Raw genomic sequence first — 13489 nt, 5'->3', positions numbered from 1 at the left:
ACGCCAGGACTGCTGCGGCAAGGCCGAGCAGGCCCAGTAGGACCAGCCCCCCAAGGTAAGCGGTCTTCTCAAGGCGCTGCAATGTGCCCCCGGTCTTCGACATATGGTGACTCAAACTTCCTCATGAATTGCGATGGTCCACCGATGATTCTCTCACGGCATTCTCGTCGGACCCTTCATTGACCCGGTCGGCTTCCACGCTGACTTTCTCGCGGCGCCGCCGGGAGCGGGCCAACCGGACGGCGTCGGGAAGGACCTCACGCAGAAATTGCCGGGACTCGCGTACGCTCCGGGGCGCCAGCCGGATCGGATCCAGCTGGATCCGCATTTGGCGCACGAGCGCATCCAACGCCGTCCGGGCCTCGTGACCTAGGGCGTCGACCCGCCCCCGGGCCACTGGTACCCGCAGACGGCCCAGTTTCAGGCTCAGGTCCATGTCGCCTTCCATGTCACCCACGAGGTCCATCCGATCAATGGAATTCATCAGATTGACGTTTTTGGCGTTCGGGGTCAGTGCCAGGGCCGGTACGCCATACCGGAGAGCCACCACCAGTCCGTGGTACTTCATGCTGACCAGAGCGTCGAGGCCGCCGATGGCGGCCGAAACCGTGTCCAGATCGGAGCCACCGATCACCTCGTCGGGAGTGAACGGCAGCTGCTGGACGGCGCGGGCATCGCGGCGTCGCTGGCGGCCGCTGGCCAGCTCGATCAGGCTGATCGCATAGCCCTCCTGCCGGGCGTCTGCCACGAAACGGTCCAGGGCTGCGTAGTCATTGTTCCGGTTGTACAGCCCTTGCCTCACGCTGATGCCCAGCCGCCGCTTCCCGTTTGGTGACGACGTCGCCCTGGCTGGAGGCAAATCGAGGCAGAAGACGAGATCTGGATGCACCAGTACGGGAACCAACGGTCGGAGATGGGTGCGAATCCACTCGGCAGAGGGCTCATCGCGGGCACTGATGTACTGGATGTTCGGGTGACGAAAGAAGGCCGCCATCTCCTCAATGACCTCGGGCAGGTGCCGGTGGCCCCACGTGGCAACACCCACTCCGACGATGTAGACCTTTCGGGTGAGCCATTCTGGCTTCCAGTAGAGGCCGGACACGCCATTGGGAATCACGAGGTCGCCGCCGCCGATGACGAAGGCGTCATGACGTGCGGCCACCGTCTCGCTGTCCTCCACCACATAGGGCGGTATGAGGAGTTCGTGAACCGGAGCGACGTCGAAATACGGGGACAGCTCGCGGCGCCATAATTGCAGGAACAGCTCGTCTCCGTAGTTTCCCCACCCGAAGAACCCGATGAGGCCGACCTTTGGGCGATGCCTCGTGGACCCATCCCAAGGTACGTTGCGAAGGCGTCGGGCCACGTCAGACCGGTTCGTGGTGGTCAAGGCCAAGCCGATCCCGCACTGCTTGCGCCAGTTGTGCTGACACGACGTCGCTGTGGAGTTCTTCGGCGAACGAACGGGCGGCGATACGGGCCTCGACGGTAACGAGCCGGTCCGCGCGTTCCAGGGCGTCGGAAACGTCCTTCGGGCTGTCCCCTGGGAAGAATTCCGTAAACTCCGGAGGCAGTATTCGCGGCAGGACTCCGACGCTGCTGGCGACAACCGGGAGGCCGAAGGAGGGTCCCAGAAGGGCGCCTCCCGAGTTCAGGGCCCGTTCATGGGGCAATACCATCAGGTCAGCAGCGCGCAGGAGACGCTGGACGTGGTCTGCCGCTACGCGCCGGTCATGGAGGAGGACATAAGGGTGCATACGAAGCTGCCGACGGAGTTCAAGGGACCTTGGGTCGTTGTCCGCCGCGCCGGCGATGATGAGCCGCCGGGGTCGGTCCGAACGGTCCAGAAGCAAGTTAAAGGCCTGGAGGAGTCGCTCGACGCCCTTGTAGGCCTTGATCGCACCAAGGGCCACATATACAGTCTCGTCCGGTTCGATCCCCAGCATGAGTCTCGCGTGGTCGGCCGGCAGGTAGTCCTCATAGGCACCAAGGTAGGAAGGGTGCGAGACGTGAAAGACCTTGTCCAGCGGTAATTGAAGGGTTTCACGGACAAGTTCGGGCGTGTCTTCGCTCATGACGTGGATGAGGTCGACCTCATTCGCGACGGCCTGTTGCAGCCGAAGCTCCTCTTCCAGGAACCGCGCCTCATGGCTCACCATGTTGTGCACGGTCCAGATCACCTTTCCGCCTGCGGCACGGAAGGCTCGGACCTCGGCCATGAAGCGATTGGTCAGCTCGGCTGCCTTGCGCGGTGATGCGGCGCCCTGATGTACGAAGGACAGCCAGTGAAGGTGATAGATGATTCCGCGGGCCTGGCCGCGAAGGTGAATAAGTGAGCCGAAGTCCCATGGATCGGTCACCGGGACGAGTGCCAGACCGTGATCGCCAAAGGCTCGGTAGGTCAGCGACTGGTAGGGGTTCCCCCGAACCACCGGCCCGTAGCCGTAGATCCATGGCTCGTCGTTGTCGCGGACGGTGTAAAACCGCGCCGCGGCAACGGCTTCGTGGACGGGCGATCCCTCATCACGGAGTATTCCCTTGAATTGCAGCTCCACGTACTATGCTCCCATGCTAATGGCGGCGGTCTGGTCGCCGGGCTCGTTGCCTTTGTCCCCGCGGTCTTCGGCGGTACGTCGGACTACCCGCTCATAGACTGTCCGATATCGCTGTCCGTTGTGGCTCCACTGGCGTTCAGCCTCGATCCACGCCCGGCCCGCGGCGCCGAGTTGCTGGCGTTCAGCTTGGTCCGAGAGCAACCCCTGAATCACGGTGGCCAAAGCCGCCGCATCTGCAGCCTTGAAGACCCTACCCCGGTGCGGGGCATCGACGATCTCGATGAGCGCGGGCAGGTCGCTGACGACGACGGGTCGCTCCATGGCCATGGCTTCGAAGGGCTTGAGCGGAGTAACGTACTCGGCGGCGCGCTCGTGGATGCGGGGCACCACGAAGACGTCAATGAGACCGTAGTGATCGGCGATGTCCATATGGTCCACCGGTCCGGTGAACAGCACGCGATCGACCACGTCGTAGAGCTGGGTGAGTTTTCGGAGACCCTCTAGCCGGCCCCCGCCGCCGACGAGGACGCACTGCGCGTCAACGCCACGCTCCTTCAGGATGGAAGCGGCCCGGATGAGCACTTCCTGGCCTTCACGGCGGTGGTCCATGTTCGAGACATAGCCGAAGGTCGGTCCCTTGATGCCGTATCCGGCGGCCAATTCCGCATTCCGTGGTCCTGAGTGGAAGTGCGCCAGGGAAACACCGTTGGGCACGATGTCGATACGCTCGGCGGGGACCCCGCGGGACATGATCTCCTCCCGCATGGCAGTACCGAGCGTTAGGACGGCATCGGCCTCCAACATGCACATCGTCTCGACTCCGTACCTACGCCGGTATACCTCTGATGTCTCCTCGACCTCTGCCTCATCGGTCCAGGTGGTTTCGAAAAAAGACCGGACCTCGTAGACCACCGGGATGCCGGTCTTCTCGCGCAGGGCAAGGGCGACCAGAGCGGTTTCGAAGCCCCGGCGCCCGGAGGAGACGTGGATCACCGCCGGCCGCAGCTCGCGCACCTTCTGATAGGCAATCCATGCAAAGTCTTCAAGCCATCGATCGTAGGCGGTTTTCCGGTAATCGATCCCGGTGTCGAGCCGGTGGTGCGCGATCCCGTCCAGTTCCTCGACGAGAGCGAACTCGTCTTCAGTCACCGACCGTGGGAATCCCAGCTCGGTCACCACCACCGGGTCGAGTCCCGCTTCCCGCTCGGCCAGGAGATTGTGGTGGCTTCGGGAGGTGAAGCCATTGGAGAAGTAAGGACTGGACTCCTTCAGGAGGTGCATCACCCGACGGTCGGAGACCGGTCTGATCGGTGTCCTCGGGCCGGGTATGCGGGGGATCCATCCGGACAGTTCCCGTGCCTTCCCATTGACCTGCGGGATCGATAGCCGGATCTGGTGGTCCACGGGCCCCAGCTCGGCCACGACCCTCAACTCCTCGCTGACGTTTCCGGTCTTGATGGCGAGGAAGCGAGCCGACTTCAGGAATGCCGGATCCGTGCGCCGGGACGGCTCCAGCACGTCCTTCCACAGCAGTCCCTGCTGATAGGCCGCCGGCTTCTTGGCCCGTTCGAGGGGCTTGTCCCCCTCGTACCGGGTGGTGATGGCGCGGCTCCGGGCCTCTTTGAACCGGGAAGTCCATTCCACCGGTCCCTGCAGGGTGCTGGCGTAGCCGATCCGGAGCAGCTGCCGGCCGGCCTGGAGGGCATTGACCTCTCCTTCACGGTGGCGGCGGCGCAGCCGTCCCAGCTGCTGGCGTGCTGTGGTCGCCCGGCCCTTGAGTCCGGCACGGGCATCGCGTTCGTCCCAGAGGGCCGCGAGTGCGTCGCGCTCTGCGGCCAGTGTGGTCAGCTCCTCGTGGACGGACCGGAGTTCCTGGCGCAGGATCCGGTTCTCCTCCTCCGGGGACCTTTCGGGCTCGTCGTCGATGATGTGGTGCTGAATGGTGTGCTCCCCGGTCACGTCTGTTCCTCGGCATCACGGCCGGCGCCGCGACGGTTCTTTGTCCTGTCCAGGACAGATTCTAGCGTTCGGCAGCGGCGGGATCGGGGAGGCCCAGCCGGTGGCGGATCTGCCGGGCGAGGTCCGTGCTCACCGTCTCCGCATGGTGCCCTCGGGCGAAGTCCCGGGCCGCCGCGCGCGCCGCGGGTGCCACCAGCCGGTCGGCGCGGGCGAGGGCATCGGCGACGGCGGCCGGTGCGGCCCCGTCAATGAACTCGGTGAAGCCCTCCCCCAGGGTGCCGGGCAGGACGCCGACGCGGTTGGCCACCAGGGGCAGATCGAAGGTCGGTCCCAGCAGAGCCGCCCCCGAGTTCAGGGCCACCTGGTGGGGAAGCACCATGAGGTCCGCGGCCCTCAACAGGTACTGCACCTGCTCATTGGGGACCTTGACGTCATGCAGTAGCACCTGCGGGTGCATTCTCAGCCTGCGGAGCAGGGCGCGGGTGCGACGGTCCCGGTCCGGTCCGCCGGCGATCAGCAACCGCCGCGGGGTACCGTCGGTCTCCCGGAGACGGTCGAAGCCGTCCAGCAGCACCTCGATCCCCTTGTACGCCTTGATGGCACCGAACACCACGTACACGATCTCGTCCTCGGACAGGCCCAGCATGGTGCGGGCCTGGTCCCGCAGGACGACATCAGGGTAGGCGCCGAGGTAGCTCGGATGCGGGGAGACCACCACCCGCTCGGGATCCAGCTGGAGGAAATCGGCCACCAGACCGGGCGTATCCGGGCTCATGACGTGCACCAGGTCAGCGAGGTCGGCTACCGCCTGCTGCAGGGCGCGTTCGACGTTGAGATACACGGCGTCATGGGGGGCCAGATTGTGCACCGTCCACACCACGCGGCCGCCGCCCTCCCGGAAGCGGCGTAGCTTCAGCAGATACCGGTCCATGAGATCCTCCGCCTGCTCCCGGCTCTTGGCCCCGCGCAGCACGGTGTTCAGCCAGTGCAGGTGCAGGACTATGCCTCCGGTGTGCTCGGCCAGCGGCAGCAGGGACTCGAAGGATTCGGGATCCAGGACCGGGGACACCGCCAGGCCCTCGTCCCCGAAGTGGCGGTAGGTCAGTGCCTGGTACGGATTCATCCGCGCCACCGGGGTGTAGGCGACCAGCGCCGGCGGGGCGCCCTGGGAGACGGTGCCATTGCGCACGGCCGCCAGTGCCTCGTGGACGGGTGATCCCGGGGCCGGGTTGAACCCCTGCAGTTCCAGTTGCACGCTCATGCTCCTTCGGGGCTCCGACCGGCGACGCCGGCCTCGACCCGGTCCTGGGAGGTGGCCTGGACGCGCTCGTAGACGTCGCCATACCTCGGTCCGTTATGCCTCCACTGCCGTTCCTCCTCGATCCAACGTCGTCCGGCCGCACCGAGACGCCGCCGTTCGGCGGGGTCGGCCAGCAGTCCGGCCACGGCCTCGGCCAGGGACTCCACGTCCCCGGTTGCGAAGGTGTGGCCGCGTTCGGGGGCCTCGACGACCTCCGCCAAGGCGGGCAGGTCGCTGACCAGGACCGGCCGCTCCAGGGCCATGGCCTCGAAAGGCTTGAGGGGAGTGACGTAGACGGCCGCTCGCTCGTGGATGCGGGGCACCACGAAGACATCGATGAGCTCGTACAGGGCGGACACCTCGGAGTGGTCCACGGGGCCGGTGAAGATCACGCGGTCCTCAATGTCCCACCGCGCGGCCAGCCCCTTGAGGGTCTCGACGCGGCTGCCGCCGCCCACCAAGACACACTGGGCCCGGATGCCCCGCCCCTTGAGGCGCACAGCCGCCTCGATCAGCAACTCCTGACCTTCACGGCGGTGGTCCATGTTGGAGACGTAGCCGAAGGTCGGCATGGTGATCCCGAACCGGGCGGCCATGGCCTCATCCCGCGCTCCGGGTACGAAGTTCTCCAAGTTCACCGCGTTCGGCACGAGGCTGATCTTCTCCACGGGGACCCCGCGGGAGACGATCTCGTCCCGCATGGCGGTCCCGAGGGTGAGCACGTGGTCGGCGGCCAGCATGCACCGCGTCTCGACCTCCATGCGGCGCCGGAAGATCTCGCCGGACTCCTCGAGTTCCAGGTCCGGCGTCCAGTTCGCCTCGAAGAAGGAGCGCACCTCGTAGACCACGGGAATCCCCGTCTTCTCCTTGAGGGCCAGGGCCACGAGTGCGGTCTCGAAGCCACGGCGTCCCGAGGATACGTGAATGATGTCCGGCCGGACCTGCTTGACCTGCTGCCAGGCGAGCCAGGCGAAGTCCTCCTGCCAGCGGTCGGCCGGGACCTTCGCATAGTCGATCCCCGTGTCCAGGCGACGGTGCTCGATGCCGTCGTAGACTTCGACCTTCTCGAAGTCCGCATCCACCACCGATCGGGGGAATCCGGGCTCCGTCAACACCACCGGTGTCCAACCGGCGGACCGCTCGGCCTTGAAGTTCTCGTGGCTGCGGGAGGTGAAGCCGTTGGAGTAGTACGGACGGGATTCCTTGACCAGGTGCAAGACCACGTTGCGGCCGGCCGGCTCCACCGGCTCGAAGCCGCCGGGGATGCGGGGCAGCCAGCCGGACAGTTCGGCGGCACGGCCGTTCACCACGGCCAGGGGGCCGCGGAGCCGCGGCGACTGGCGGGCCGACTGGGCCAGCGCGTCGAGTGAGGTGGAGATGCTCCCTGCCGGCTGGGCCAGCCGACGCAGCTCGTCCAGGTAGGCGCCGTAGGTCGGGTCCCCCTCGCCGCGTGCGGCGTACCGGTCGGCCAGCAGGTCCAGCCAGAGCTGGGCTCGGGGCCCCTCGAGGTCCGCCGGGTCGATGGCCAGCAGGGGGCCGGCACCGGCCAACTGGCGGCCCCTGGCCTGGCGCCGGAGCCGCTGCATCTCGGCCAGGGCCTCCCGGGGAACACTGCCCAACTGGTCGAAGGCGATCCGGGCCGCTTCCCGGACGGCCGCCGTCGGGCCCAGACGACCGGACAGCGTGTCCTTGACCACCGTGATGCCCCGGCGCCGGATCTCCCGGGCCCGGCCCCGGACCGCGCCGAGCGTCCCGCCGGGCAGGTCCAGGGTGAGGGCCGAGAACCGCCAGGATGTCGCCGCGCGCTCGGCCGTGAGTTCCGTCAGCTCGTCGTGGACGGCCAGCAGCTCCGCGCGCAGCAGTTCCACCATGGCCTCGGCCTCCGGGGCGGCCGGCCCCTCCTCGATGGGATCCCGCGGCAGGGGCCTGTGCTGGACGTCCTCGGAGCTCGTGGCTAGTTGTTCAGGATTCACGGCTCGTGGCGTTCCCTTCGGTCGGGCCGACTCCCAGGTCGGCATACATTCGAGTGTAGGTCGCGGCGTTGCCCTCCCACGTCCGGGTGGACAGCGCCCAGCGGCGCCCGGCGTCCCCGAGGCGTCGGCGCAGCGCCGGATCATCGAGGAGACCTACCAGCGTCGCCGCCAGGTCCCCGACGTCGTCCGGCGCCACCAGGCGACCGGTCACGCCGTCCTCGACGAGCTCGGCCAGGGCGGGCAGGTCGGCCGCGACCACGGGCCGGGCCGAGGCCGAGGCCTCGACGGACTTCATGGGGGTGACGCTGCGTGTGACAGGCAGGTCCCGGCGCGGCACCACGAAGACGTCCAGGGCGGCATGGTTCCAGCGCGCCTCGGCGCTGGTCACCCGGCCGGTGAACTGGCAGCGCTCGGCGATGCCCAGCTGGGCCGCGAGCAGACGCAGTCCGGGCAACGCGACGCCGTCGCCCACGATCCGCAGCCTCAGCCGGGGGTATCGGGGCGCCAGGCGGGCCACGGCCTGCACCAGCAGGTCCAGGCCCTCGTAGTCGACCACGCTCGAGACGGTCCCGACCACCAGGTCGGCGGCGTCGAGCCCGAGGTGGGCCCGGGCCTCCTCGCGGGACGGCGGTGCCGGCAGGAAGGCGCCGGCCACCGCGTTGGGGCACACGTACAGGCGCCTGGGATCCACGCCGTTCCACTCGAGCACGCCCCGCATGTTCTCGCCAAGGGTCACCACGGCGTCGGCGTCCCGGGACAGCTCGGCCTCGCGCTCGGAGAAGCCCCGGTAGTACTCCGACTCCCTCGCCGCCGCGGCCCGGGTGGCGGCCCAGCTGTCCGCCCGTTGGCCGCGGACCTCGTAGACCCACGGCAGTCCGTGTGCCTCGGCCACGGATCGGACCACGAGGGCGTTGGTGAAGTGGGTAGTGGTGTGCAGGGCGGCGGGGCGCAGTCGCTCCACCTCGGCCGAGAGAAGTCTGGCGTACTGGTCCAGCCTCCCGACGGCGTCGGCGGCCAGACGGTTCGGCAACAGGCGTGTGTAGGTGATCCCGTCCACCACGTCGCGCCGACGTGCCCACGGGATGCCGACCTCCACGGGATACCCGGGCCGGGTGACCGCGTGGTTGTCGAAGCCGGCCGAGGCCAGGGCCGTCAACACACCATGGCTGCGTTGAGCATAGCCGGACGCGGTGTGCGGCAACGAGGAGTTCAGCACATGCAGGACGCGCCCGCCCACGGCCGGGCCTTGCCGCACCGGACCCGGATCGGGCCGGTATCCGAGCAGCACCCGCTGCTCGGCCTCGAGCCGCCGGGCCAGGCCAACTGTCCGTGGATCAGTCCGCGCGCGGGCGACCGCGCCGGAGAGGTCACCGCGGTACAGGGCCAGGCGCGCCGCGGCCGCCTGCCAGGACGCGCCGCGATCGGCCGCCGGGACTCGGTCCAGCCACTGCTCGGCCGCGGACTCGTCACCCGAGCCGAGGGCCGCCGTCGCCAGCAAGGGCCGTGTGCGCGGACCGGGGACCGTGCCCCCACTGCCGCCGGCACGGCGAGCGGCGGCGTCGTCGCCGAGGATCTGGTGCCCGACGGCGGCCGGCACCCCGTGGCCCAGCCCTCCGGCCCGCGTCAGCAGACGCGCGAGGGGCGTGGAGACGGCGTTCGGCAACCGGCGAGAGAGCTGGAGGGCGAACTGCACCGGGTCCTGGACCAGTTCCCCCCGGACCGTCTGGAGCGTCAGCAGGGAGTTCGTGAACCAAGGCGTTCTGCCGGTATCACCGGCGCCTGCCCGGGTCACCGCTCGCGCCACTGCCCCCGGGTGTCAACCACGTGCTTGCCGGCAGCCAGTGGCTTGAGGTCGGCGAAGGCGTCGTGGTCCACGAGCAGCACCACGATGTCCGCCCGCTCGATCGCGGTCGACGGCGCCACCAACTCCACGTTGTCCAGCCCGGTCAGCGATGCCGGCAACTCCTCCACATGCGGTTCCACGGCCAGGATGCGGCTGCCGGTGAACTGTCGGGCCATCTCCGCCGTGATATTCAGGGCCGGGGACTCGCGCAGGTCATCGATGTTCGGCTTGAACGCCAGCCCCAGGGCCGCGACCACGGGGGCCCGCCCGGTCGCCTGCTGCACGTCGAAGGCCTTGGCCTTGACCTGGTCGATGACCCACTGCGGCTTGGAGTCGTTGATCTCGCGAGCACTGCGGATGATCCGTGCGGCCGAGGGGGCGGCGTCCACGATGAACCAGGGGTCCACCGCGATGCAGTGTCCGCCCACGCCTGGACCGGGCTGCAGGATGTTCACCCGGGGATGGTGGTTGGCCAACTCGATCAGCTCCCAGACATCGATGTCCAGCTCTTGGCTGATCATGGACAACTCGTTCGCGAACGCGATGTTCACGTCCCGGAACGAGTTCTCCACGAGCTTGGCCATCTCTGCAGTCCGCAGGTTCGTCAACAGGATCTCGCCCTGGCAGAACGTCTCGTACAGCCCTTTGGCGATGTCCGCGGCCTTCGGGCTGGACCCGCCGACGATCCGGTCATTGGTCACCAGTTCGGTCATGACCTTGCCCGGGAGCACGCGCTCCGGGCAGTGCGCGAACAGTAGCGTCCCGGCCTCGGCCAGGTCCGGACGCGCTTCATGGATCACGTCGGCCAGGCGCTCGGTCGCCCCGGGAGGAGAGGTCGACTCGAGGATGACCAGCTCGGACCCGCGCAATTGCGGGGCCAGGGACCGGCCCGCCGCCTCGATGTAGGACAGGTCCGGGGACTTGTCAGCATGGAAGGGGGTCGGAACCGCCACAATGTAGGCGTCCGCCGTCGGGGTCTCGGTGGAGGCCGAAAGCAGGCCCTCGGTCACGGACTTGTTCACGTACTGGTCCAGATCCGGCTCCACGAACGGGACAGTCCCGGCATTGACCGCATCAACCGTGCGCTGGTTGACGTCCACTCCGTGGACACGGATGCCGTTCCCCGCAAGGATGGCCGCCGTCGGCAACCCGATGTAACCCAGGCCGATGACGGCGACGCTGGAAATGTCAGTCATGAAGTATGTCCTCTAAGTCGATGGTGCCAGTGGCAGTCGGCCCGGCCACGATACCGAAGGAAAACGGCGACCGTCGCATCGGGGGTCAACGACCGCTCGCAAGTCGGTCAGTGGCGATTATAGGCCGTGGTGTGACCTGCGCGCCGAAGCACGGTGTCCCTGGCAAGTCCCACGAAGCGCCGCCCGAGCTTGGGGAGGTCGGCGTGTTCGCGGACCCAGTCCCGGCCGCGGTCGTCCACCATCGTGGCTTCGGCCCGCCGCGCGAGCCGGCGCCAGAGGTCGGCCAGTGCGTGCGGCTCGGCGGCCGCCATGTCGGCCGCACCGGATTCCTCCAGTACTCGGGCGGCCTCACCCGTCACGACAGCGGTGATGTGCCGGCCAACCGCGAGCAGCTCATAGGTCTTGGACGGAATGGTCCATTCGAAGCTGGGCCAGTCCGGACGCAGGGCCACCAGGCAGGTGTCCGCCCACGCATACTCGTCTCTGAGGGCCCCACCGTGCACCGGCTCTCTCATCTCCACGGGGCGGCCCAGTGATTCGTTCAGAGCAGCCAGGCCTTCCCGGTGGGTCCCGGATCCGACCAGGCGCACGGTGATCCGCTCCGGACCGTCCTGCACCAGGGCGGCGGCGCGGATGACGGTCTCCAGCCCTTGACTCTCACCGTGGTTTCCGAGATACAGGACATGCAGCTCCCCGGCGCCCCGTTCCCGCGCGGGCACAGGTTGGATGGCCGCCATCGGCACACCATTGCCGACGACCACGACCGGAGCAATGCCTCGCTCCATCAGCCGTTCCGCGAAGCCCTCGGTGACCGTGACGACCAGGTTGGACGCACGATGAGTTCCCGTGACGAGGACTTCCATGAGCCTGCTCAGGACTCCCACCGACACCCCAGACTCCCGGGCCAGGTCCGGCCATGCATCACGCATCTCGACGATCAGGGGGACCCGGCGAAGTCGGGACAGGACCCATCCGGTGACGACAGTCGGCAGGGCGGGTACGGTGATCACCATCACATCAGGCCGGTCCGCGCGCAGTCCCACGGGGATCGCGATCAGGGCATGGACGATGTGCCCCAGGAAGCGTCCGTCACGGGACCCGCCGAAGACAGGCAACCGCGGGGTCCGCAGGATCCGCTCGCCATGCGGCCCGAGGCGGTCGGCGGCCCCGAGCCCATGAGTCGCATCTACTGGAACGGGCATCTGCCCCGGGTCGGCCGACGGTGCCACCACGTCCACGTCCCAACCGGCGTCGCGGAAAGCCTCGACGAACGCGGCCCAACGCCGCTGGGGCGGCGTCCGTTCAGGCAGGTAGGAGTGCGTGATCAGCTGGACGCGCATGACTCAGGCCCCGGCACAGACCGCAACGGGCGCAGCAGCCTCGCTGGAGGCGCCCTCAGAGTCGCTGGCACTGCCACTGGCCGGGCTGGTGGCGTCCTCACCATCGTTGAGACCGGTACCGGCGGGGTCCGAACCCGTGGGCGGACCAGAAGGCTCACCGGAGGCGTCTGCCGAGGTGTCCGGCGTGCCACCGCCGTCGGTGGCCGAGTCGGTGGCCCCGCCGCCGGTGCCTTCTGCAGTATCTCCCCCAGCGGCCTCGTCACCCGAAAGGTAGCCGTCAAGGTCATCGGCTTGGAGGGCCTCCCTCAATTGTTCGACCGCGGCTTCATCCTGGAGCACGATCGAGGCCCCGCCGGGGCCCTCCGCCGGATCGCCGTGGGGAACCGTGAAGGTCTTGATGTCGTTGGTACGGATGCCGTTGAGCTGGAGGCCGTAACCGGCAATCGTCGCCGCGTCCAAACCGTCGTCCACTGTGATGAAGGGGACGATGCTGTTGACGACGCCCATCAGCTTCTGGGGATTGGCCAGGGTGTCCACCGTGAGGATCTGGTCCACCATCGCCGAGACGAAGCGCTGTTGGTTGGCCACTCGCTCGAAGTCACCGCCCAGGAAGGCTTTGCGTTCCCGGACGTAACGCAGGGCGTCAGAGCCCTCCAGCAGGATCTCGCCGCGGGGGAAGAAGGACGGATTGACCTGTCCTGAGGAGAAGGACTGCGGGTTGCAGACCTGGACGCCGCCGAGCGCGCTGGTCAGCCCGTTGAATCCCTCGAAGTCGATCACCGCCAGGTGATCGATGTTCACGCCCAGCATGTTCTCCACCGTCGCGGTCACCAACGGGTATCCGCCGAGCCCGAGCGCGGCATTGACCTTGCGTTCGCCGTGGCCGGGGATCTCCACCCACAGGTCACGCACGATCGACATGACGTAGACGTTCTGCCGGTCCTCGGGGATGTGCACAAGCATGAGGGTGTCTGAGCGTTCGCCCTCCTCACCCTTGTTCTCGGCGGTGTCCATGCCCTCGCCACGGGAGTCCGATCCCATGACCAGGACGTTCAGGGCGCCGTCCGTGGTGGCCTCGGAGGTGGCGATGCCTGCGTCCACTGTCTGGCGCTTGTCATTGAAGGTCGAGGCGATGGAGCTCACGTAGATGCCGACGAACACGAGCACGACCACCAGCAGTGCGGCGACCACGATGAAGGCGTTGCGGACGGTATGGCGCCGCCGCCGTGCCCGGCCACTCGAGCGGCGCGGCAGATAGTCGTTGTTCTCAAGGTGAGACAAAAGGGGTTCCCATCGACACGTCAAAGTTCCACATCATCCTAG

At 67.8% G+C, this 13489-nt stretch carries 9 protein-coding genes; all 9 read right to left on the bottom strand.

Features of this window, described 5'->3' with window-relative positions; all coding sequences use genetic code 11:
* Positions 1 to 121 precede the first annotated feature (121 nt).
* The gene (locus BOSE125_RS04320) at positions 122 to 1390 is read right to left on the bottom strand and encodes a polysaccharide pyruvyl transferase family protein (protein WP_159550305.1); all 1269 of its coding nucleotides are present in this window, start codon (positions 1388 to 1390) and stop codon (positions 122 to 124) included.
* Positions 1368 to 2555 carry a glycosyltransferase family 4 protein gene (locus tag BOSE125_RS04315; RefSeq protein WP_159550302.1) on the bottom strand — a complete coding sequence of 396 codons (1188 nt, stop codon included), beginning with the start codon at positions 2553 to 2555 and terminating at the stop codon, positions 1368 to 1370. The genes BOSE125_RS04320 and BOSE125_RS04315 overlap by 23 nt, the downstream gene beginning before the upstream one ends.
* Before the next feature lie 3 nt (positions 2556 to 2558).
* Positions 2559 to 4514 carry a glycosyltransferase gene (locus tag BOSE125_RS04310; RefSeq protein WP_159550299.1) on the bottom strand — a complete coding sequence of 652 codons (1956 nt, stop codon included), beginning with the start codon at positions 4512 to 4514 and terminating at the stop codon, positions 2559 to 2561.
* Between the two features lie 61 nt (positions 4515 to 4575).
* Entirely contained in the window at positions 4576 to 5775 is a 1200-nt protein-coding gene (locus BOSE125_RS04305) for a glycosyltransferase (RefSeq protein WP_159550296.1), read from the bottom strand.
* Positions 5772 to 7787, bottom strand: a complete 2016-nt coding sequence (locus BOSE125_RS04300; protein ID WP_159550293.1) for a glycosyltransferase family 4 protein — start codon at positions 7785 to 7787, stop codon at positions 5772 to 5774. Before BOSE125_RS04300 ends, BOSE125_RS04305 begins: the two co-directional genes overlap by 4 nt.
* Positions 7777 to 9480 (bottom strand): glycosyltransferase family 4 protein, encoded by a 1704-nt coding sequence (locus tag BOSE125_RS04295; protein ID WP_236557811.1) that lies wholly within the window; start codon positions 9478 to 9480, stop codon positions 7777 to 7779. The genes BOSE125_RS04300 and BOSE125_RS04295 overlap by 11 nt, the downstream gene beginning before the upstream one ends.
* A gap of 95 nt (positions 9481 to 9575) precedes the next feature.
* Complete coding sequence (gene wecC / locus BOSE125_RS04290) at positions 9576 to 10826, bottom strand: UDP-N-acetyl-D-mannosamine dehydrogenase (RefSeq protein WP_159550290.1); 1251 nt, start codon at positions 10824 to 10826, stop codon at positions 9576 to 9578.
* Positions 10827 to 10933: 107 nt separating this feature from the next.
* The gene (locus tag BOSE125_RS04285) at positions 10934 to 12166 is read right to left on the bottom strand and encodes a glycosyltransferase family 4 protein (RefSeq protein WP_159550288.1); all 1233 of its coding nucleotides are present in this window, start codon (positions 12164 to 12166) and stop codon (positions 10934 to 10936) included.
* A 3-nt stretch (positions 12167 to 12169) separates the two neighbouring features.
* Positions 12170 to 13447 carry an LCP family protein gene (locus tag BOSE125_RS04280; RefSeq protein WP_159550286.1) on the bottom strand — a complete coding sequence of 426 codons (1278 nt, stop codon included), beginning with the start codon at positions 13445 to 13447 and terminating at the stop codon, positions 12170 to 12172.
* Between the last annotated feature and the right edge of the window lie 42 nt (positions 13448 to 13489).

Origin of the sequence: Citricoccus sp. K5 (genome assembly GCF_902506195.1) — a bacterium.
Classification (GTDB): domain Bacteria; phylum Actinomycetota; class Actinomycetes; order Actinomycetales; family Micrococcaceae; genus Citricoccus.
The sequence above is the reverse complement of the archived record's forward strand: the minus strand, read 5'-3'. Positions and strand labels throughout refer to the sequence as shown.